General features: G+C 68.4%; 20 protein-coding genes. 11 read left to right on the top strand and 9 right to left on the bottom strand.

What is annotated here, in order from left to right; translation table 11 throughout:
- Window positions 1-57 precede the first annotated feature (57 nt).
- The gene (locus ACSFA0_RS05085) at window positions 58-606 is read right to left on the bottom strand and encodes a TlpA family protein disulfide reductase (protein ID WP_435449135.1); all 549 of its coding nucleotides are present in this window, start codon (window positions 604-606) and stop codon (window positions 58-60) included.
- Window positions 603-1,196 (bottom strand): hypothetical protein, encoded by a 594-nt coding sequence (locus ACSFA0_RS05080; protein ID WP_435449134.1) that lies wholly within the window; start codon window positions 1,194-1,196, stop codon window positions 603-605. The genes ACSFA0_RS05085 and ACSFA0_RS05080 overlap by 4 nt, the downstream gene beginning before the upstream one ends.
- Window positions 1,197-1,264: 68 nt before the next feature.
- Between ACSFA0_RS05080 and mpl the strand changes: the two genes are divergently transcribed.
- Both mpl and ACSFA0_RS05070 read left to right on the top strand, forming a co-directional pair.
- The gene (mpl, locus tag ACSFA0_RS05075; RefSeq protein ID WP_435449133.1) at window positions 1,265-2,671 is read left to right on the top strand and encodes a UDP-N-acetylmuramate:L-alanyl-gamma-D-glutamyl-meso-diaminopimelate ligase; all 1,407 of its coding nucleotides are present in this window, start codon (window positions 1,265-1,267) and stop codon (window positions 2,669-2,671) included.
- A 2-nt stretch (window positions 2,672-2,673) separates the two neighbouring features.
- Window positions 2,674-3,177 carry a cupin domain-containing protein gene (locus ACSFA0_RS05070; RefSeq protein WP_435449132.1) on the top strand — a complete coding sequence of 168 codons (504 nt, stop codon included), beginning with the start codon at window positions 2,674-2,676 and terminating at the stop codon, window positions 3,175-3,177.
- Window positions 3,178-3,201: 24 nt separating this feature from the next.
- On the opposite strand, the gene ACSFA0_RS05065 is transcribed toward ACSFA0_RS05070, so the two are convergent.
- From ACSFA0_RS05065 to ACSFA0_RS05045, 5 genes are all read right to left on the bottom strand, one after another.
- Complete coding sequence (locus ACSFA0_RS05065; protein WP_435449131.1) at window positions 3,202-4,320, bottom strand: 3-deoxy-7-phosphoheptulonate synthase; 1,119 nt, start codon at window positions 4,318-4,320, stop codon at window positions 3,202-3,204.
- A 224-nt stretch (window positions 4,321-4,544) separates the two neighbouring features.
- Window positions 4,545-6,005, bottom strand: coding sequence for a metalloprotease TldD (gene tldD, locus ACSFA0_RS05060; RefSeq protein ID WP_435449130.1), 1,461 nt, complete (start codon window positions 6,003-6,005; stop codon window positions 4,545-4,547).
- A gap of 77 nt (window positions 6,006-6,082) precedes the next feature.
- Complete coding sequence (gene rodA / locus ACSFA0_RS05055) at window positions 6,083-7,237, bottom strand: rod shape-determining protein RodA (protein ID WP_435449129.1); 1,155 nt, start codon at window positions 7,235-7,237, stop codon at window positions 6,083-6,085.
- Window positions 7,238-7,266: 29 nt separating this feature from the next.
- Complete coding sequence (locus tag ACSFA0_RS05050; protein WP_435449128.1) at window positions 7,267-9,093, bottom strand: sensor histidine kinase; 1,827 nt, start codon at window positions 9,091-9,093, stop codon at window positions 7,267-7,269.
- Between the two features lie 20 nt (window positions 9,094-9,113).
- The gene (locus ACSFA0_RS05045) at window positions 9,114-9,851 is read right to left on the bottom strand and encodes a response regulator (RefSeq protein ID WP_435449127.1); all 738 of its coding nucleotides are present in this window, start codon (window positions 9,849-9,851) and stop codon (window positions 9,114-9,116) included.
- A 145-nt stretch (window positions 9,852-9,996) separates the two neighbouring features.
- Between ACSFA0_RS05045 and ACSFA0_RS05040 the strand changes: the two genes are divergently transcribed.
- The 6 genes from ACSFA0_RS05040 to ACSFA0_RS05015 all read left to right on the top strand — a co-directional run bounded on the left by ACSFA0_RS05040 (window position 9,997) and on the right by ACSFA0_RS05015 (window position 17,427).
- A complete protein-coding gene (locus ACSFA0_RS05040) occupies window positions 9,997-12,084 on the top strand; it encodes a carboxypeptidase regulatory-like domain-containing protein (protein ID WP_435449126.1) in 2,088 nt (695 codons plus the stop codon).
- A 77-nt stretch (window positions 12,085-12,161) separates the two neighbouring features.
- Complete coding sequence (locus ACSFA0_RS05035) at window positions 12,162-12,749, top strand: YqiA/YcfP family alpha/beta fold hydrolase (RefSeq protein ID WP_435449125.1); 588 nt, start codon at window positions 12,162-12,164, stop codon at window positions 12,747-12,749.
- A 123-nt stretch (window positions 12,750-12,872) separates the two neighbouring features.
- On the top strand, window positions 12,873-14,933 hold the full coding sequence (locus tag ACSFA0_RS05030; protein ID WP_435449124.1) for a ribonuclease catalytic domain-containing protein: 2,061 nt from the start codon (window positions 12,873-12,875) through the stop codon (window positions 14,931-14,933).
- 22 nt (window positions 14,934-14,955) lie between these two features.
- Window positions 14,956-15,816, top strand: coding sequence for an energy transducer TonB (locus tag ACSFA0_RS05025; protein ID WP_435449123.1), 861 nt, complete (start codon window positions 14,956-14,958; stop codon window positions 15,814-15,816).
- A 5-nt stretch (window positions 15,817-15,821) separates the two neighbouring features.
- Window positions 15,822-16,661: a shikimate dehydrogenase gene (gene aroE, locus ACSFA0_RS05020; RefSeq protein WP_435449122.1), complete on the top strand. Its 840-nt coding sequence runs from the start codon at window positions 15,822-15,824 to the stop codon at window positions 16,659-16,661.
- A 4-nt stretch (window positions 16,662-16,665) separates the two neighbouring features.
- Entirely contained in the window at window positions 16,666-17,427 is a 762-nt protein-coding gene (locus ACSFA0_RS05015; protein ID WP_435449121.1) for a transglycosylase domain-containing protein, read from the top strand.
- On the opposite strand, the gene ACSFA0_RS05010 is transcribed toward ACSFA0_RS05015, so the two are convergent.
- Both ACSFA0_RS05010 and ACSFA0_RS05005 read right to left on the bottom strand, forming a co-directional pair.
- Window positions 17,424-17,954, bottom strand: a complete 531-nt coding sequence (locus tag ACSFA0_RS05010) for a GNAT family N-acetyltransferase (protein WP_435449120.1) — start codon at window positions 17,952-17,954, stop codon at window positions 17,424-17,426. The genes ACSFA0_RS05015 and ACSFA0_RS05010 overlap by 4 nt on opposite strands.
- Entirely contained in the window at window positions 17,951-18,340 is a 390-nt protein-coding gene (locus ACSFA0_RS05005) for a ribosomal maturation YjgA family protein (RefSeq protein WP_435449119.1), read from the bottom strand. Before ACSFA0_RS05005 ends, ACSFA0_RS05010 begins: the two co-directional genes overlap by 4 nt.
- Here ACSFA0_RS05005 and ACSFA0_RS05000 point away from each other — a divergent pair.
- The 3 genes from ACSFA0_RS05000 (at window position 18,339) to ACSFA0_RS04990 (ending at window position 21,332) form a co-directional block, all read left to right on the top strand.
- The gene (locus ACSFA0_RS05000) at window positions 18,339-19,007 is read left to right on the top strand and encodes a lysophospholipid acyltransferase family protein (RefSeq protein ID WP_435449118.1); all 669 of its coding nucleotides are present in this window, start codon (window positions 18,339-18,341) and stop codon (window positions 19,005-19,007) included. The genes ACSFA0_RS05005 and ACSFA0_RS05000 overlap by 2 nt on opposite strands.
- Window positions 19,004-20,053, top strand: a complete 1,050-nt coding sequence (locus ACSFA0_RS04995) for a phosphatidate cytidylyltransferase (RefSeq protein WP_435449117.1) — start codon at window positions 19,004-19,006, stop codon at window positions 20,051-20,053. Before ACSFA0_RS05000 ends, ACSFA0_RS04995 begins: the two co-directional genes overlap by 4 nt.
- 172 nt (window positions 20,054-20,225) lie before the next feature.
- A complete protein-coding gene (locus tag ACSFA0_RS04990; protein WP_435449116.1) occupies window positions 20,226-21,332 on the top strand; it encodes a porin in 1,107 nt (368 codons plus the stop codon).
- Window positions 21,333-21,416: the final 84 nt, after the last annotated feature.

Genomic DNA, 21,416 nt, shown 5'->3' with positions numbered 1-21,416 from the left:
GAAAATCGGCTTACTTCTGCGTTCGTACGCCAAGTGCCGGGTTGTATCGGGGAGATTCTAACTGTGAACTTCTGCGCGCTGCCAAGCCTCCAGATCGGCAGGCAGCAACTGACCCATCTTGCGGGCTGCGACGCTGCCATTTGCAGCTAAAACCAGCGTAAAAGGCAGCCCGCCGCCGGTGTTGCCCAATTCACGGACCAGTTCGGTTCCGTCCAGGCCCGTGATCCCGATCGGAAAAGTGACGGGCGTACGCGCGAGGAACTTCCTGACCGACTCGGGTCGATCGATCGCCAAGCCTACCACTTGCCATCCGTTCGCCCGCTGATCGCGGTAGAAGCGGTCGACCATCGGCAACTCCTCGACACAAGGCGGGCACCAGGTGGCCCAGAAGTTCAACAGGAGCGGCTTGCCCTTGAGCGAGGCCATCTGCAAGGCCTGGCCGTCCGGCTGTTCGAAGCGCGACGCCCAGAAGCTGGCGGACAGCTGCTCACCCGCCGCCTGCGACGACGCCGACTCGCGCCACCAGGCAGCCCCTACGCCTGCCACGGCCGCCGCAGCGGCCACGCCGCCCAGCATCCAGGTTCGTCGAGTCGATGACGATGTCATGTCGCGTCCTTCTCCAGCAGCCGACGCAATGCCTGCAGGTCACCGCGGGGCGTGCGCCCTTGCGAATCGGGCTTGAGCGCGCCGCGCAGGTCGTCCAGGTCGTACACCAGCAAATGCACGCCGATTTCCTCCCCGAGCGCCCGGCTCATTGCATGGACGCTCAGGGCCTCGACCTGTTCGCCATGGAAGCCGGTCACCATGCGCGGCTCGTAGTCGACATGGTGGTCGATGAGCGCGATCTCGGCCGACTTGCAGTCGTCGCAGAACAGCTGGATGTAGACGTCCGACAGCCGGGTCGCCGTGCCGTGCCACACCGAGCCTCCCACATGTGGGCGGAAGACGGCCATGCGTTCCATCCATTCCAGCGCGAGCTGGCGCAGCGCGAGCAGTTCCTTCGGTTGGGTGTCGGCGCAGAACAGCGCGATGTAGTCGCGCACCTCGGCCTCGACGTCGTCGTTGTGCGGCAGCGCCGTGCGCGCCGACAGGCCCAGGTCGCGCAACGCGCGGCGCTTGGCCGGGCCGTACTCCAACCCCTCCTCGACCACGAGGCGGGCGGCTGTGGCAGCGATTTCGCGCTTCGACGTGTCCATCCGGCCATTCTGCCCGCACCGCACCATTCCATGGAACTTGCCCTGAGGAGCATCCCTAGAATCGACCGATGCACATTCACATCCTCGGCATCTGCGGCACCTTCATGGGCGGCGTCGCTGCACTGGCACGCGAAGCCGGCCACCGGGTGACAGGCTGCGACGCCGGCGTCTACCCCCCCATGAGCGACCAGTTGCGCGCGCTCGGCATCGACCTCATCGAGGGCTTCGGCGCCGACCAGATGGCGCTGGCCCCCGACATGTTCGTGGTCGGCAACGTCGTCTCGCGCGCCCGACTGCCCGACGGCGCGCCGAAGTTTCCGCTGATGGAAGCCATCCTCGACGCCGGTGCGCCCTACACCAGCGGGCCGCAATGGCTGGCCGAGCACGTGCTGCAGGGCCGGCACGTGCTGGCAGTGGCGGGCACGCACGGCAAGACGACCACCACGTCGATGCTGGCGTGGGTGCTGGAACGCGCCGGCCGGGCGCCCGGCTTTCTGGTCGGCGGCGTTCCGCTCGATTTCGGCGTGTCGGCGCGGCTGGGCCAGGGGCCCGCCTTCGTCATCGAGGCCGACGAGTACGACACCGCCTTCTTCGACAAGCGCAGCAAGTTCGTCCACTACCGGCCGCGCACCGCCATCCTCAACAACCTCGAGTTCGACCACGCGGACATCTTCGACGACCTCGCCGCCATCGAGCGGCAGTTCCACCACTTGGTGCGGACCGTGCCCGGCACCGGCCGCGTCGTTGTGAACGCGAAGGAAGACAGCCTGCGACGCGTGCTGGCCCAGGGCTGCTGGAGCGAGGTGAGCGGCTTCGGCGCCACCGGCCCGGATGCGGAGTGGCAAGCCCGCGGGGCGCACGACGCCTTCGACGTGCTGCGCCAGGGCGCCGTGGTCGGCCGCGTCGAGTGGGCGCTGTCGGGCGAGCACAACCAGATGAACGCGCTGGCCGCCATCGCCGCGGCCGACCATGTGGGCGTGCCGCCCGCCGAAGCGGCCACCGCGCTGGGCAGCTTCCGCAACGTGCGCCGGCGCATGGAACTGCGCGGCACGGTCGAGCGCGACGGCGGCGCGGTCACGGTGTACGACGACTTCGCGCACCACCCCACGGCCATCCGCACCACGCTCGACGGCCTGCGCCGCAAGCTCGATGGCGACGGCCGGCAAGGCGACCGCATCCTCGCGGTCTTCGAGCCCCGCAGCAACACCATGAAGCTGGGCACCATGGCTGCGCAACTGCCGTGGAGCCTGGAGGCGGCGGACCTGTCGTTCTGCCACAGCGGCGGGCTGGGCTGGGATGCGGCATCGGCCCTCGCGCCGATGGGCGACCGGGCGCGCGTGATCGACGCCATCGAACCGCTGGTCGCACAGGTCGCGGCCGCAGCGCGGGCGGGCGATCACATCGTCTGCATGAGCAACGGCGGCTTCGGCGGCGTGCACGACAAGTTGCTGGCCGCGCTGCGCGCCCGGGACTGACCATGACGCGGGTTCAGCAACTCATCCAGACGCTCGAACTGCAGCCGCACCCGGAAGGCGGTTGGTACCGGGAGGTGTTTCGCTCGGTCGCGCACGTCATGCCTGCCGATGGCCGACCCGAGCGCTCGGCGATGACGAGCATCTACTTCCTGCTGGAGGCCGGCCACCATTCGCGCTGGCACCGCGTGACGTCCGACGAGGTGTGGGTGCATCTCGAGGGCGCTCCGCTCGCCCTGTGGACCGCCGATGCGGCGCTGCGCACCGCGCCGGCGCACACGCGGCTCGGGCCGGTCGATGCGCATGGCACGCGTCCCCAACATGTGGTGCCGTCCGGCCAGTGGCAGGCCGCCGAGCCGATCGCCACGCACACCAGCGGCGACTACGCGCTGGCGGCCTGCATGGTGGGCCCGGGTTTCGACTTCGCCGATTTCTCGCTGATGCCCGCCGGCAGCGACGAGGCCGCGCTCCTGCGGCACCATTGGCCCGACCTCGCCCGGCTGATCTGAGCGAGCGTCGGCGCCGCGGCCGAATCAGCCCCGGCGGTGCTTCACCGCCTGCGACAGCGTGTCGAGCACGGCGGTCGAATCGTCCCAGCCCAGGCAGGCATCGGTGATGCTCTGGCCGTACGTCAGGCCCCCGATCGCGTCCTGGCCGGGCGTGAACTTCTGGGCGCCGGCGCTCAGGTGGCTCTCGACCATCACGCCGAACACCCTGCGGCTGCCGCCGGCAATCTGGCCAGCAATGTCCTGCGCCACGTCGATCTGTTTCTGGTGCTGCTTGGAACTGTTGGCGTGGCTGCAATCGACCATCAAGGTCGGTGGCAGCTTGGCGGCCTCCAGATCGCGGCAGGCCGCCGCCACGCTCTCGGCGTCGTAGTTGGGAGCCTTGCCGCCACGCAGGATCACGTGGCAGTCCTTGTTGCCGTTGGTCTGCACGATCGCGACCTGGCCGTTCTTGTGGACCGACAGGAAGTGATGCCCGCGTGCCGCCGCCTGGATGGCGTCGGTCGCGATGCGAATGTTGCCGTCGGTGCCGTTCTTGAAGCCGATCGGCGCGGACAAGCCCGACGCCAGTTCGCGGTGCACCTGGCTTTCGGTGGTGCGTGCGCCGATCGCGCCCCAGCTGATCAGGTCGCCGATGTACTGCGGCGAGATCACGTCGAGGAACTCGCTGCCCGCCGGCAGGCCGATGCGGTTGATGTCGATCAGCAGCTGGCGTGCGATGCGCAGGCCTTCGTCGATGCGGAAGCTCTCGTCGAGGTACGGGTCGTTGATCAGCCCCTTCCAGCCGACGGTGGTGCGCGGCTTCTCGAAGTACACCCGCATCACGATCTCCAGCGAATCGGCGTACTTGTCGCGCTGCACCTTGAGGCGGCGGGCGTACTCCAGCGCGGCCATCGGGTCGTGGATCGAACACGGGCCCATCACCACCAGCAGCCGGTCGTCGGTGCCGGCCATGATGTTGTGGATGTTGCGGCGGGTGCCGGTGATCAGCGTCTCCACGGCGGTGCCGCGAATGGGAAAGAAGCGGATCAGATGTTCGGGAGGCGGGAGCACGTTGATGTCCTTGATGCGTTCGTCGTCGGTTTCGCTGGTTTTTTCGACGCGCGCATACCAGCTGTCGCTGGTGGGGGCGGAGGGATGGGTCATCGTGCGGCTCCTGGGTCTAAGGTTCGGGGATCAAAAAAAGGGCATAAAAAAACCGCCGGGGCGTGAGCGCCGGCGGTCTTTGGAGGGTGTACGTTTGTCTTACGCGCTCGCCTCTAGGCCGCCGGAGATCCGGAACCAAAAGTACGAAAAATAGAAAGCGGCGTGTTGCGACATGAGGCGCGAATGTAGCACGGCTTTTCGAGAAGCGGCGTTGCGCCGTGGCGTCAGGCGGTGCCGCCGACCGTCAGGCCATCGATGCGCAGCGTCGGCTGGCCAACGCCCACCGGCACGCTCTGGCCTTCCTTGCCGCAGGTGCCCACGCCGGAATCGAGCTTCATGTCGTTGCCAATCATGGTCACGCGGGTGAGCGCGTCGGGGCCGTTGCCGACGATGGTCGCGCCCTTCACCGGGTACTGAATCTTGCCGTTCTCGACCCAGTAGGCCTCGCTCGCCGAGAAGACGAACTTGCCGCTGGTGATGTCGACCTGCCCGCCGCCGAAGTTGGTGGCGTACAGGCCCTTCTTGATGCTCGCGACGATCTCCTGCGGGTCCTTGTCGCCGCCCAGCATGTAGGTGTTGGTCATGCGCGGCATCGGCACGTGGGCGTAGCTTTCGCGGCGGCCATTGCCGGTGGGCTTCACGCCCATCAGGCGCGCGTTCATCGAATCCTGGATGTAGCCCTTGAGGATGCCGTCCTCGATCAGCACGTTGCGCTGGCTGGCGTTGCCCTCGTCGTCGACGTTGAGCGAGCCGCGGCGGTCGGCGATGGTGCCGTCGTCGAGCACCGTCACGCCCTTGGCCGCCACGCGCTGGCCGATGCGGCCCGCGAAGGCGCTCGACCCCTTGCGGTTGAAGTCGCCCTCGAGCCCATGGCCGATGGCTTCGTGCAGCAGGATGCCGGGCCAGCCGGAACCGAGCACAACGGTCATCTCGCCCGCGGGTGCAGGACGCGCCTCCAGGTTGGTCAGCGCGGCCTTGACCGCGTGGTCGACGTATTCGGCGATGTGCTCGTCGTCGAAGTAGGCCAGGCCAAAACGCCCGCCACCGCCGCCCGAGCCCATCTCGCGGCGACCGTTCTGCTCGGCGATCACGGTCACCGACAGGCGCACCAGCGGGCGCACGTCGGCCGCCAGGGTGCCGTCGGCGCGCGCCACCAGCACCACGTCGTATTCGCTGGCCAGGCCGGCCATGACCTGCGCCACGCGCGGGTCGCGGCTGCGGGCGAGTTGCTCGACTTTCTCCAGCAGCTTCACCTTGGCGGTGCTGTCGAGCGTGGAGATCGGGTCGACGCCGTTGTAGAGCGAGCGGCTGCCCGCGACCTTGCGCGTCGGCACCTTGGCCCGGCCGCCGCGCGTGGCGGACGAGATGGCGCGCACCGTGCGCGCCGCGTCGAGCAGCGAAGCTTCGGAGATGTCGTCGGAATAAGCGAAGGCCGTCTTCTCGCCGCTCACCGCCCGCACGCCGACGCCCTGGTCGATGCTGAAGCTGCCCGTCTTGACGATGCCCTCTTCCAGGCTCCAGCCCTCGCTGCGCGTGTATTGAAAGTAGAGGTCGGCGTCGTCGACCTGGTGGGCCTTGATCTCGGCGAGCGCCTTGCCGAGGTGGGACTCGTCGAGCCCGAAGGGCGTGAGCAACAGCTGCTGCGCAATGGCAAGGCGTTCGATGGTGGGTTCGCGAGAGATCATGAAACCATTATTGCTTGCCATCAGGCAGCGCAGCCGGGCGTGTCCGCTTCGCCCACCCCTCGTCGGGGGCAATGCATTCAGCTCTGGGACAGCTTCTTGGCGCGCGAAATCGACATCAGGATGCCCAGGGCCAGCCCCAGCGTCACCATCGCCGTGCCGCCGTAACTGATGAACGGCAACGGCACGCCCACCACCGGCAGGATGCCGCTGACCATGCCCATGTTCACGAAGGCGTAGGTGAAGAAGATCATGGTCACGGCCCCGGCCAGCAGGCGCGAGAACAGGGTGGGTGCGTCCATGGCGATCGCCAGACCTCGGAAGATCAGGAAGATGAAGGCGCTGATCAGGAAGAGGTTGCCCGCCAGGCCGAATTCCTCGGAGTACGCGGCGAAGATGAAGTCGGTGGTGCGCTCGGGAATGAATTCGAGGTGCGTCTGCGTGCCCTGCATGAAGCCCTTGCCGCCCACGCCGCCGGAGCCGATGGCGATCATCCCCTGGATGATGTGAAAGCCCTTGCCCAGCGGGTCCTTGGTGGGATCGAGCAGCGTGCACACCCGCTGCTTCTGGTACTCGTGCAGCACGCGCCAGTCGACGCCGTCGGCGCACAGCTGCGACTCGAAGCCGACGATCAGCGTGACGGCCACCACGCCGACGAGCACCGGCGGCACGATCAGCTTCCAGCTCAGACCGGCAAAGAAGATCACAGACAGGCCGGCGGCCAGCACCAGCAGCGACGTCCCGAGGTCGGGCTGCTTCATGATGAGACCCACAGGCACCGCCAACAGCACCGTGGCCATGACGAAATCGAGCGGCCGCAACTGCCCTTCGCGCCGCTGGAACCACCAGGCCAGCATCAGCGGCATGGCGATCTTCAGGATCTCGCTCGGCTGGATCACCATGCCCACGTTGATCCAGCGCTTGGCGCCCTTCTTGGTGATGCCGAAGATGGCCACTGCGATCAACAGCGCCACGCCCACCGTGTAGAGCGGCACCGCGAAATGCATCAGCCGCTGCGGCGGCACCTGCGCCACGACGAACATGATGAAACCGGCCAGCAGCATGTTGCGGCCGTGGTCCATGAAGCGCGAGCCGTGGTCGAAACCCGACGAGTACATCGTCAGCAGCCCGGCGCAGGCCAGCAGGAACACCGCGAACGCGAGGAAGCCGTCGAAGCCCTGAAAAATGGGCGCGATGCGGCGCGCGAACGAGGGTTGGTTGAAGACGGCCGACATGGGCGCGGATTATCGACGCCTGCGCTCGCTCAGACGTCGAAATCGAGCTTGACGACCGTGCGGCCAGGTCGGCTTTGCACGGCGATGGTCGCACCGATGGCCGCAGCCCGTTGCGCGAGCGCGCGCGGAACCCGCACCGCGTCGAAGCCGACGCCGTCGTCAACGACGCAGATGCGCACCGCAGCGCCCACCCTCATCGCCTCGATCCGCAGCACGCCGGCCTGCGCGTGCTGCAGCACGTTCGACACGGCTTCGAACAGCAGGAACTGCAGCTGCCGCATCAGGGGCGCGTCCAGGCGCGGCAGCAACGGCAGTTCGTCCACGGCCCATTCGAGCGCCAGCCCCGACGTGGCGAAGCGGGGTTCGAGCCGGTAGCGCAGGCCCGCCAGCAGCGCCTGCACATCGCCCGGCGGCAGTTGGATGGAATCGATGGACAGCTTCAGCTGGTCCAGCGAATCGCGCAGCGTGCGCAAGACCTCGGCATGGCTGGCATGGCCGGACTGCAGCTGGCGAATCGCCGCGCTGATGTGCGCGCCGACGCCGTCGTGCATGTCGCGCAGGATGCGCTCGCGCTCCCGTGTGCGTTCCTGTTCGCGCGCAGCCAGTTCCAGGTGGCCATAGACCGACGCCAGTTCGCGCTCACGGTCGGCCACGCGGACGGCGAGCGTGCGCAACAGGTCGCGCGACTGGGCGCTGGCGTCCCGAAAACGCATCAGCACGACGCCCAGCAACGCCATGCCGAAAAACAGCGAGGTGTAGCGCACCCAGGTCGTGTCGCCGTAGGCGTCGCTGACGCGGATCACGAGCCAGTCGCGCACCGCCACCGCGAGGGTGAGCGCCAGCGCCGATGCCACCAGCACCCGCGCGGGTGTCGGCCGCCTGACTGTCGCCGCCAGGAAGAAGAGGACGTAGGCCGTCACCGCGACGATCTCCAGCGCCAGCCAGCCGGTCAGCCAGAAGGGCTCGGCCCGTGTCAGGGCGACATAGCAGGCCAGGACGGGCATGGTGAAGACGACCGCCACCGCGCGTTGCAGCCACTGCATGCCGGGCCGGTCCTGCCAGCCGGCCAGATGCTGGCAGAACATGACGCAGGAACCGGCCCAGCCGGAATAGCAGGCCGTCATCAGCACGCCCCAGGCGACCCAGGGCAGGGGCGGCTCGCGGATGGCGCCGTCGGCCACCCGCAACGCCCAGCAACATTCCGCCAGCGCCGCCCACAGATACAAGGGCTCGCGGCGCGGCCGGCCGGTGCCGCTCGCGTCGGCCTGCGTGAACCACAGCGCCAGCGAGATGGCGCCGACCACGAGGCTGAACGCCGACAACAGCACCGAACCTGTGAAGCGCCAGGCGTACGCCGACGCGAATAAGTTGCCGCGGACCGGCATCGCCGGCCCGATCGTCGGCGCCGCCAGCCCGGCGCGCCGCCCCGAGTCGGCGCGGATGCGGATCTGCAACCGGTTCTCGCCCGGCCGCAGCAGGTGGGGCGGGATCGGCAGGTAGATCGGCGCCTTGGCGTAGTCGGCACCGTCGGGACGCGCGAGGTCGCCGTAGGTCTGAAGTACATGACCGTTCAGCGCGACATCGAAGGCACTGCCCACACGCGGAATGAACAGACCCCACGGCTCGGTCGGTGTCTCCGCCACGCTGAAGGGCAGCGTGAAGCGCGCCTCGCCCGGCCGGCCGCGGTGCAGGCGGTCCCAGTGATAGGGCAGCGAGACGGCGCCCTCCTGGGTGCGACCATCCACGCTGCTCACGACGGTGCCGTGCTGCAAGACCAGCAGGCCTTCGCTCGGCGCCTCCGCTGCCGCGAGCCCCGCCCAAAGCGCCGCGAGGGCCAGCAGGACGCATCGCAGCATCGTCCTCATCAGGCCCGCCCTCAGCCCGGGTGGCGCAGCAGCCCTAGCCGCGTCGCCTCGAACACCGCCTCGTTCTTCGAATGCACCGCCAGCTTGCCGTAGAGGTTCTTGATGTGCGTCTGCACCGTGTGCACGCTCAGCGACGTGAGCCGCGCGATTTCCGCGTAGGAGAAGCCGCGGGCGATGAGGGTCAACACCTCCTGTTCGCGGGCCGACAGCAGCGCCGGTGCGTCGACCCTCGGCACGGCCGGCAGCGCGACGGCCGTCTCGGCCTGGGCCCCGGCGCTGGCCGCCAAATGCAGAAAGCGGTATTTGGCCAGCACGCGGCGCGCGATCATGGGCGAGATCGGCGACGCCCCGGCCTTCATGTCGAGAATGGTCTGGGCGATGTCCTCCGGCGGTGCATCCTTGTGCAGGTAGCCGACGGCACCGGCCTCAATGCTCGCCAGCACGTTGTCCTCGTCGCCGAAGACCGAGATCACGAGCGGCTCGCACTGCGGAAAACGGGCGACCACGGCCCGGATCACCTCGAGCCCGCTGCCGTCGGGCAGACCGAGGTCGGCCAGCAGGACATCCGGCGCTTCCGCGGTCGCCGCCAGCCATTCGAGCGCCTGGCGCACCGTGCCGAGGCCGGCCATCCACCGGAGGCGCTCGCTCGCACGCACGCTCAGCTCGAAAAAGCCACGCGCCCGTACGTCGTCCTCCACGACCAGCACCCTGAACGGCCTCCCCGGCCCGGTTGATACCTCGGTATGCATGGGCGCGAAGCATACGCCGCGAAACACTTGGAAATTTTTTGTGACTCACTGATTCATGGGATGTGTCATGGCAGCCCGCCGCAGACACTGGCGCCCGTCGCATGTAACGACTTTGTAACGAATCACCCAAAGGACCGAGATGACGATGAACAAGAAGACCCGTGGAGGCCTGGCGGCTGCCGTGTTGCTCGCGCTGGCCGCATGCGGTGGCGGAGGCGACGGCGGTGGATCGACGTCGGCACCCGGCACCGGCACCGGCACGACACCGCCGGTCACCGAGCCGGTCGCTACCCCGGCCACGCTGAGCGGCGTCGCCGCCACCGGCGCGGCCTTCGCCGGCGCCACGGTGACCGTCACGGACCAGACCGGCGCCACGGTCTGCACGACCCAGACCGACGACAAGGGCGCCTACAGCTGCACCCTGCCCCTGGGCACCAAGGCGCCGCTGGTCGTCAAGGCCAGCCGCGACGAGCTGAGCTTCTACAGCACCACGGCCAGTGCCGGCAGCGGCACCGCCAACGTCACGCCGCTGACGACGATCGTCGTCTCGCAGCTGTCGCCCGATGGCAACCCGGCCAGCCTGGCCGGCGCCATCACGACCCGCCCCGAGAGCGTCACGACCACGACCATCCAGGCCCAGGTGAGCGAACTGCTCACCGCGCTGCAGCCGTTGCTGAGCGCGCTGAACGTGACGATCGACCCGATGTCCGGTGTCTTCGTCGCCGACGGCACCGGCCAGGACAAGCTGCTCGACGCCATCTCGGTGAGCGTGCGGCCCGACGGCACCGCGGCCAACATCGAGATCACGGTGAAGGCACAGCCCGCGACGGCCGATGCCGCGCCGATCTCCATCGTCTTCCGCAGCGACGCCACGACTGTGCCGACGCTGCCGGCCGTGACGGCCTCTCAGCTGATGGCGATTCCGTCACCGGCGATGGTCGCCGGCCTGTTCGAGCGCATGACCGCCTGCTATGCCCTGCCCGCGTCGCAGCGCGTCACGAACGGCAACGACAACGGTGTGGTCACCGGCACCGCCGCCAACGTGGTGGCACCGGCCTGCCGCAGCCTGTTCCTGAACGACGACCCGAGCACCTACTACAGCAACGGCAACAACGTCGGCCGCGACGCCAACAACCGCGGCGCCTACGCCAGCCTGTTCCGCAGCGGCGCCACCGGCCTGAAGTGGGAGCGCGGCAATTTCGAGTTCCTGCGTACCAATGGCGACGTGGTCATGAGCTACCGCTGGGTGGATGCCACCGGCAACGCCGAGAACGACACGCTCATCGCACGCAACGTCGACGGCACGCTCAAGCTGGTGGGCAACGGCAACGCCTACAGCGCCAGCGTGCGTCCGTTCTCCGAGGACCGCGACCTGATCAACGCCTCGGCCTTCAGTTCGTTCACCACAGGCTACAACATCAGCATCGACAACCGCCTCGCGAGCGGCGCGTCGGTGTTCGCCAAGGTGGTGGTCACGACCCCGTTCGGCAGCCAGCTGACCTATGTGCCCAGCGGCGGCCTGTCCTACCTGGTCGCGGAGAACAACGGCACGCCCACCGGCAGCAGCGTCTACCGGCTGGCCGCCGCGTACAAGAGCCCCTCGACGACGGGCAACCCGGCCGAGAAGGAAGGCTTCTTCGCCGCCAGCCCGCAGTACGACGAAGCCGGTCTGCGCGTCCTGCAGGACCAGAGCGTCTGGAAGCTGGAGTTCTTCCACGTCGACACCCAGGTGCCGAACGTCGTGCAGAGCTACCGCACGCTCTCGCGCGCCCAATCGATCGACGAGATCAAGCAGCTCGTGTTCGTCGACGTGACGCCGACGCTGCGTGCCGAGCTCGTCGCCGAGACGAGCTCGTCGAACTCGGGGAACCTGGTGTTCGGCGCGCTCGACCCGGCCGAGCCGAACATCATCGACTTCAGTGCGGCAGGCGACACGGCCGGCTGGGTGGTGCCCGACGGCGCGCTGGCCCCGACATCGCTGTCCGCCTACGGCCGCGCGCCGATGGTCAACAGCGTGCAGGGCGCGCGCTACAACGACAGCACCGGCGTGTCGATCACGGCACGCAAGGCGAAGCTGTACTGCTCCAAGCAGGGCAGCGCGGACACGCATTGCGACGCGAGCTCGCCGACCCAGTATGCGCAAGGCACGACGATGAACATGTTCGAGCTGTGGGCCCGCAACACCCGGCAGGTCGAAGTGAGCAAGAAGATCGCCACCTACAAGCTCCAGTGACCGCCCGCCGACCGTGCACGGCCCCGCTTCGGCGGGGCTTTTTCATTCTGCGCGACACCGCGGTTAGCATGCCGTCGATGCCGACCACCCATCTCCTCTACCTGCACGGTTTCCGCTCCTCGCCGCAATCGATGAAGGCGCGCCTGATGGCCGAGCGGGTGGCCCGTCAGCACCCGGGCGTGCAGTGGTGGTGCCCGCAGTTGCCGCCCTCGCCGCGCGAAGCGATGGACCTGGTGATGCGTGGCATCGACGCCTGGCCGCGCGACACCATGGCGGTCATTGGCTCGTCGCTGGGCGGCTTCTACGCGACCTACGTCGCGGCCATGACCCGCTGCCCGGCGGTGCTGCTCAACCCCGCTGTCGACCCGGCGCGAGACCTGGCCCGCCACATCGGCGACCAGACCGCCTGGCACGACCCGGCGCAGCATTTCTATTTCCAGCCGGCCTTCATCGAGGAACTGCGCACGCTGGAGGTCGGCCCGATCGACCACCCGGAGTGCATCTTCGCCATCGTCGCCAAGGGCGACGAAGTGCTGGACTGGCGCGAGATGTCGGCCCGCTACCCCGGCAGCCGGGTGCGCCTGCTCGACGGCGGCGACCATGCGCTGTCGGACTTCGAGACGGCGCACCTCGACGACGTGATGGCCTTCCTGGACCCCGTGTAAGCCGGGAACACCGCGGAACCAGCTCCGCCGGGCCGCCGATGGTGCCCCCGGCAGGGGGAGGGAGGCCACACGCAGTGGGCAAGCCTGGGGGCGAGCCCAATACAGCATGGGACAATCGCGCCCATGTTTGTATTGTTCGAAGAAGCCGGCAAGTACCTCGGCGGCCGCGTATTGTCGGAAGCCGAAGCGTCGGCGCAGGTCGAGCTCGAGTCCGGGAAGCGGGTCAAGGTCAAGAGCGCGCACATCGTGCTGCGCTTCGAGAAGCCGGCCCCGGCCGAGCTGATCGCCGAAGCCCGCGCGCTCGCCGCCGGCATGGACCTCGACCTGGCCTGGGAATTCGCGCCCGAGGGCGAATTCGCCTTCGCCGAGCTGGCGACCGAGTATTTCCAGGCCAACCCCTCGCTGGTGCAGCAGGCCGCGGCGCTGTATGCGCTGTTCGAGGCGCCGCACTACTTCCGCCGTGCGGGCAAGGGCCGCTTCAAGAAAGCCCCCGCCGAGATCATCCAGCAGGCGCTGGTGGCGATCGAGAAGAAGAAACAGGTGCTGGCACAGATCGCCGACTGGGCGGCGCAACTGGTGGCGGGCGAGTGCCCGGCGCCTGTGCGTGAGCAGCTCTACAAGATCCTCTTCAAGCCCGACAAGAACGCGCCCGAGTACAAGGCGGTGGTGGAGGCCTCGCGCACCGCCCAGCGCGCGCCGCTCGAGCTGCTGGAGCGCGCGGGTGCCATCGACTCGGCCTACCAGTTCCACTGGAAGCGCTTCCTGTTCGAGAACTTCCCCAAGGGCACGGCCTTCCCGCCTGCGCTCAGCGCCCCGGCCATCGCTGACGACCTGCCGCGCGCCGACGGCGTCGAGGCCTTCTCGATCGACGATTCGCAGACCACCGAGATCGACGACGCGCTGTCGGTGCAGGGCCTCGGCACGGGCACCGTGACGGTCGGCGTGCACATCGCCGCGCCCGGCCTGGCCTTCGCGCCGGGCAGCCCGCTGGACCAGGTGGCGCGCGCGCGCATGTCCACCGTCTACATGCCGGGCTACAAGATCACCATGCTGCCCGACGCGGTGGTGCAGAGCTACACGCTGCTCGAAGGCGGCGAACGCCCGGCCGTGTCGCTCTATGCGCGCTTCGACGAAGCCACGCTCGAACTGCAGGGTACCGAGACCAAGATCGAGCGCGTGCCGATCGTCGCCAACCTGCGCCACGACCAGCTCGACGGCGTCATCACGCAGGCCTGGCTGGAAGACGCTGCGGTGACCAGCGCCGATGCGCCCGAGGTGGTGAATACGCTGCGTGCACCGCTGAGCTTCCTGTTCCGCCTGGCCAAGCAATTGAAGGCCCAGCGCGAGGTGGTGCGTGGCAAGCCGGAGAACTTCAACCGGCCCGACTACAACTTCCGCCTCGTGGGCAACGACGGCGAGCCCGAAGGCAGCGAGCAGGTGCAGATCAGCACGCGCCAGCGCGGCGCGCCGCTCGACCTGATCGTCTCCGAAGCGATGATCCTGGCCAACAGCGGCTGGGGCGGCTGGCTGGGCGAACTCGGCGTGCCGGGCCTCTACCGCAGCCAGGCCAGCCTGGCGCCCGGCATCAAGGTGCGCATGGGCACCCGGGCGCTGCCGCACGCGGGCCTGGGCGTGAAGAGCTATGCCTGGAGCACCTCGCCGCTGCGCCGCTACACCGATCTGGTGAACCAGTGGCAGATCATCGCGGCGGCGCGCCACGGCAAGACCGCTGCGCTCGCCGCCCCCTTCAAGCCGAAGGACGCCGACCTCTTCTCCATCCTCTCTGGCTTCGACGCCGCCTACGCGACCTACAACGCCTACCAGGGCGGCATGGAGCGCTTCTGGACGCTCAAGTACCTGCAGCAGCAGGGCATCGGCGAATTGACCGCGACCGTGATCAAGGACATCCCGAACGGTGCCCTGGTGCGTGCCGACACGCTGCCGCTGGTGTTCCCGGTGGCCGGCCAGCAGGAGCGCGGCGCACACCTGCGCGTGAAGCTCGGCGAGATCGACGAGATCGCGCTCGACGTGCACGGCACGGTGCTCGAACGCCTCGATGCACCGGTCGATGCGGCGGCGCTCGACGACAGCGGCTCGGACGAGGAGGACGAAGTGGCCGGCCCGATCGCCATCGCCGTGGACCTCAACGACAGCGAGGCCCCTGCCGAGAACACGCCGGCCTGAACGCCACCCCGCCGAGCGCGCCATGAACCTCAAAGACCTGAGCACCCTGCAGATCGCCCTCGGCCTGTCGGTGGTGGCGCATGCCGCCTTGCTGGCGGTGCGCTTCGTCGATCCGCAGGCGTTCAACCGGGTGTTCCAGGACACACCGCTCGAGATCATCCTGGTCAACGCGTCGACCAACGAGACGCCCGACAAGGCGATGGCCATCGCGCAGAAGTCGATGGCCGGCGGCGGCGACCTCGACCGCGGCCGCGCCACCAGCCCGCTGCCGCCCTCCACCTTCACCACCATCGGCGACTCGATGGAGGAAGCCGAGCGCAAGGTCGAGGCGATGCAGGCGCAGCAGCAGTTGCTGCTCGCGCAGATCAAGCAGCAGCTCGCCGCCATGCCCTTGCCCGATCCGCGCCATCAGGGCAACCCCAGCGACGCCAAAGCGCAGGAAGAGAAGCGCCGGCAGCTCATCAACCTGCTGGCCGAGATCGAGCGCCGCGTCAACGAAGAAAACGCGCGCCCCAAGAAGCGCTACATCAGCCCGTCGACGCGCGAGGCCGCCTACGCGGTGTACGTCGACGCACTGCGCCGGCGCATCGAGTCGCGCGGCACCGAGAACTTCCCCGAGGTCGCCGGCAAGAAGCTCTACGGCGAACTCACCATGCTGGTCACCGTCAACTTCGACGGCAGCCTGCTGGCGACCGAAGTGGTCGAGACCTCGGGCAACCTCGCGCTCGACAGGCGGGCGCAGGCCATCGTGCGCAGCATCGGCAACTTCGGCCGCTTCAGCGATGCGATGCGGCGCCAGGCCGACCAGATAGTGCTGCCCTCGCGCTTCCGCTTCACGCGCGACGAAACGCTGGAGACGCAGCTGTCGTCACGCCAGAATTAAGAAGCATGGACCTGTACTGCGTCATGGGCAACCCAGTCGAGCACAGCCGCTCGCCGTGGATCCACGCCCGCTTCGCCGAACTGACCGGCGAGACCCTGGACTACGGCCGGCGCCGCATCGAACTCGGCGGCTTCGCCGAAGGCCTGGCCGCTTTTCGCGCGGACCCCGCTGGCACCGCGCGCGGCTGCAACGTCACCGTGCCCTTCAAGTTCGACGCACGCGACGCCGCCCAGCATCTGAGCGAACGCGCGGCGCTGGCCGAGGCCGTGAACACGCTGAGCTTTCGCGACGATGGCGTGCACGGCGACAACACCGACGGCGTGGGCCTGGTCAACGACATCCAGCGCAACGCGGGCGTGCCGATCGCCGGGCGCGATGTGCTGCTGATCGGCGCCGGTGGCGGTGCCTCGGGCGTACTCGGCCCGCTGCTGGCGGCCGGTGCGCGACGCGTGGTGGTCGCCAACCGCACGCTGGCGAAGGCCATCGTGCTGGTGCAGCGCCACGCCGCGCTGGCGCTGGAGCACCACGCCAGCATCGAGGCGCAGGAGCTGCACACCGTGGCCGGCGACTTCGACATCGTGGTCAACGCCAGCGCGTCGAGCCTCTCGGGCGGTGCGGTGCCGGTGGCAGCGTCGGTGCTCAAGCCCGGCACGCTGGCCATCGACATGATGTACGGGCCGGCCGCCGAGGGCTTTCTGGACTGGGCTCGCGCGCACGATGCGGTGCCGCGCGACGGGCTCGGCATGCTGGTCGAGCAGGCGGCCGAAGCCTTCGCGATCTGGCGCGGCGTTCGACCGCCAGCGGCGCAGGTGCTGGCCGAGCTGCGCGCCGTGGTCGACGGCTAGGCGCATGCGGCAGATCGCGCGCTGGCTGCTCTGCCTGATGGTGGCAGGCTTGGCCCTTCAGCTTTTCTTCCTCGGGCGCATCGCGCTCATGGCCGTGGTCGCGCCGGAGTCGACCGCTTTCCAGCGCTCTGAAGCCTGGCAGATCGCGACGAACGGACGCGCCAATGCCAAGCGTGGCGAGTCGCCGGGCTGGCAGCAGGAATGGGTGCCCTACGACCGTATCGCCGACACGCTCAAGCGCGCGGTGATCGCCAGCGAGGACGCCGAGTTCATCTACCACGGCGGCATCGAATGGGAAGCCATCGAACGCGCCCGCCAGCGCAACGCGAAGGCCGAGGAGATCGCCGCGCGCCGTGCCGCGCAGGCGCGCGCCCGCGGCAAGGAGCCGGCGCCCGCCAAGATCCGCGGCGGCTCGACCATCACGCAGCAACTGGCGAAGAACCTGCTGCTGTCGGGCGAGCGCACGCTGCTGCGCAAGGGCCAGGAGCTGGTGCTCGCCGCGGCACTCGAGGCGCTGCTGAGCAAGCGCCGCATCCTCGAGATCTACCTCAACAACGTCGAGTGGGGCGAAGGCGTGTTCGGTGCCGAAGCCGCGGCGCAGCACTACTTCAACAAGCCGGCGGCGCGGCTGAGCGCCAATGAGGCGGCGCGTCTGGCCGTGATGCTGCCCAGCCCCAAGTTCTTCGAGAAGCGCCCCGGCTCGCCCTACGTGAGTGGCCGCGCGTCGACCATCCAGGCGCGGATGTCGGCCGTCGATCTGCCCTAAGGGGGAGACACTGCATCGTCGTCGAAGACGATGCGGCACACGGTCGTTCGGCCCGAACCATGCGGCCGCCGCGCGGGCTCGTCGAAGGTGTCGATCACGGTGAAGCCGGCCTTGCGCATCATCCCGGCCGATGCCGCGTTCTCTTCATGGCGGTCGATGTAGACCGCGTGCAGGCCCTGTGCCTTCAGCGCCTCGAGCGCGGCCCGCAGCAAGCGCGCGCCCAGACCCTGCCCGACGGCATCGCGGTGCACGACCGCTTCGCAGACATAGCCCTGCGGCTGTGCGGCGCGCCCGACCGGCTGGTAGCGCGCGAAGTGCTGGGTCTGGCAAAAGGTGACGACGCCTTGCACGACATCGCCCTCGCACGCGACCACCGCGCGGACCTCCCCTGTCGCAATTTGCGCGACATGCCGCGCCACGTCGTCGGGCGGCAGCCAGTTCCACGGGTTGGGGCCATGCGTGAGGATCAGATCGATGAGGGCCGGGATGTCCTCGGTGCGGGCAGGTCGCAGTGCATGCGTCGTCATGCGTCGATGCTCCGTTCGATCGCAACGACGGCTGCTGCACCGATGGCGTAGGCCAGCACGTCCAGCCAGTCCGGCGTGCTGCCGATGACGACACGCAGCACTGGGTTCGCGATCTGCCATTGACCCAAGCGCGCAAGGTACTGGCCCAGTTCCAACGCACATCCCACGCCGAAGGCAGCCAGCGCGAGCGGCATCGGCCGCGCCGCCATCACCGTCTTGAAGACAAAGTACAGCCAGACCACCGCCAGCACGTCGCCGAAGAAGCCGCGCAGCCAACCGGCGCCCGCACCGAAGATGGCGAGGAGCGCCAGCAGCACGAAGAGCAGCAACGCGATGGCGAAGGCTCTGGCGTCGAAGCGCCAGACCGGAGCAGGAGGTGTCGTCATGGCCCCGTATCATCGCCGCATGCTTGCTGCGAAGTTGCTGGGGTGGGTGCTGCTGGGCCTGGTGCGTTTGCTGACCGGTGCACAGGCGCGATGGTGGGGCTGCCCGCCGAAGGCCGAGCAGCGCATCTACTTCGCCAACCATCAAAGCCATCTCGACCTGGTGATGATCTGGGCCGCGCTGCCTGAAGAGTTGCGCAGCATCACCCGGCCGATTGCCGCACGCGACTACTGGGCCAACACCCCCGTGAAGCGCTGGATCACCACCGAGGTGTTCAACGCGATCTATGTGGAACGCGGCGGCACGCCGGCCCCGGCCGAAGAAGGGGCACCGCCGCCTGACCCGATGGCGCCGCTGCAGCCGCTCGTCGAAGCACTCCGAAGCGGCGACTCGATCATCATCTTTCCCGAAGGCACGCGTGGCCACACCGGCGAGCCGCAGAAGTTCAAGTCGGGCCTCTTCACACTGGCGCAGATGTTCCCCGACGTGGTGCTGGTGCCGGCCTGGATCGACAACGTGCAGCGCGTCATGCCCAAGGGCGAGATCGTGCCGGTGCCCATCCTCTGCTCCGTCACCTTCGGCGCGCCGATCGTCCTCGCCCCCGACGAGGAGCGCCGGGTGTTCCTCGACCGCGCACGCGATGCCGTGATGGCGCTGCGCCACGTATGAACGCCTTCCTGCGCAACCTCTCGCCGATCCATCAGGTCGCCGCCCTCTTCCTCATCGTCTTCGGCGTGCTCACGCTGGTGAGCATCGCCACGCTGGGGGTCGGCCTGCGCGAGCGGCGCAACGCGGCCCATGGCGAAGCCTGGTTGCGCGAGTTGTCGGACTTCCGCGCGCTGCTGCGCACCACGTGGTTCATGGCGGTGGTGTTCTGGATCGGCTGGGCGCTCGGGCCGGGCGTGGCCACGCTGCTGTTCGCCTTCATCGCCTTCTTCGCGCTGCGCGAATTCATCACGCTGTCGCCGACGCGGCGGGGCGACCACCGCAGCCTGATCCTGGCCTTCTTCGTGGTGCTGCCGATCCAGTTCATCCTGGTCGGCACGGCGCGCTTCGATCTGTTCACCGTCTTCATCCCGGTCTACGTCTTCATCGCCATTCCCGTGGTGAGCGCGCTGGCCAACGACGCCAGCCAGTTCCTGGAGCGCAACGCCAAGCTGCAGTGGGGCATCATGGTCTGCGTCTACGGCGTGAGCCACGTGCCGGCGCTGCTGTTGCTGTCCTTCCCCGGGTACGAAGGCAAAAGCGCCTTCCTCGTCTTCTTCCTGGTTTTCGTGGTGCAGACCTGCATGGTGGTTCAGCATCTCATCGCACGGCGCTTCGCGTACCTGCCGCCGGACGAGGCCGATCGTGCGCGGCGCAGCATGCTCGGGCGCTGGCTCGCGCGCGAGCCGTTCGCGCCCAACGTGAGCCGCAGTTTCAACTGGGCCAGCTGGGGCCTGGGCATGGCGATCGCCAGCGTGGTCGGCGCGGCGATGTCCTTCATCACGCCCTTCAAGTTCGGCCAGGCACTGGCCATGGCGCTCATCGCCTGCGTCGCGGGCTCGATGGGCCATCTGGTGATGAAGGCGCTCAAACGCGACCGCGGTATTCCGAACTGGGGCCAGAAGGGTGTGGGCGTGACCGGCGCCAACGGCCTGCTCGACCGTGTCGACGCCTTGTGCTTTGCAGCACCGGTGTTCTTCCACTCGGTGCGCTGGTACTTCGGTCTCTGAGAGCGCAGCACCGTCTGGCGCGCTCGCACCAGATCGCTGGCGGCCTGTTTTCCTACCGTGCGGTAGTGAGTTTTCCTGGATTGCCCCATAGGGGAAACCGAGCAGGAAACAACTTGTCGCAACTGCGCTCTCCTACCCTAGAGTAGCGGCCACCACAACGAGGAGACGACGAATGCTCAAGACCGCTTCGATGGCCGGCGCCCTGCTCGCCATCGCCCCCCTGGCCTGGTCTCAATCCAGCGTGCAGATCTACGGGATCGTCGATGCCGCCATCCGGCACACGACCAACGAAGGCGCGGCCGGCGATGGCAGCCTCACGCAGATGATTGGCGGCGGCATGTCGCAGAGCCGTTGGGGCATCAACGTGACGGAAGACCTGGGCGGTGGGCTGCGTGCCTTGGCCAACCTGGAGAACCGCTTCGGCACCGACACCGGCGCCCAGGCGACCACCAACTACTTCCAGCAATCGTGGGTCGGCATCCAGAGCAGCAGCTTCGGCCGCATCACCCTGGGCCGTCAGTACAACGTGCTGTTCGACGTGGTGACGAGCACCTACGCGTCCTTCCCCTACTCGCCGTACTTCGAGGCCTTCAAGCCGGAGATCGGCTTCTCGCTCGGTGCCCGCGCCAGCAACATGATCAAGTACATGGCCGAGTACGGCGGCTTGCGCGGCGGGCTGCAGTACTCATTCGACGAAGACGCACCGACCGGCGGCCGCACGGTCGGCGCCTACCTGCGCTACGCCACCGGCGGCCTGTCGGTGGGCGGGGCGTTCCAGAACTATGAGTTCGGGTCCGGCCGCAAGATCGACGCCTGGACGCTGGGCGGTTCGTACCGCATCGACAAGTGGTACTTCAACCTGGGCTACGGCCGCAACAAACTCGACGGCGGGCCGCTGACCGCGCCGCTCGACCTCGCCGTGCTGTCCAGCCTGTGGAGCGGCACCTCGGTGGCCAACGGCAATTTCGGCGGGCCGGCCTTCCTGGCGGCCAATCGGCGCGACCTCGCCAAGATTGGCGTCGGGTATCAGATCACCCCGCTGCTCAACCTCGGCGCGCATTACTACCGCACCAAGCAGTCGGGCCCGACCGTGGCCGGTGACGCCCGGGCGAACTTCTTCGTGATGGCGGCCGACTACGCGCTCTCGAAGCGTACGGACGTCTATGCGGAACTCGACACCACGCGCCTGAAGGGCAATGCCAATCTCAACGGCACCACGACGGCCGGCGGCCCAAAGAGCCGCAACGGCTACACCGTCGGCATCCGCCACCGGTTCTGATCGCACGCCACGGCAGGGGTCGGTCGGCTACAGTCGAAGGCCCATCACCCCTGCTGCCGACGGCCCGCGCCGCCGGCACCGCTC

This window comes from Variovorax restrictus, from assembly GCF_051216715.1.
Lineage (GTDB): Bacteria > Pseudomonadota > Gammaproteobacteria > Burkholderiales > Burkholderiaceae_C > Variovorax.
The sequence above is the reverse complement of the archived record's forward strand: the minus strand, read 5'-3'. Positions and strand labels throughout refer to the sequence as shown.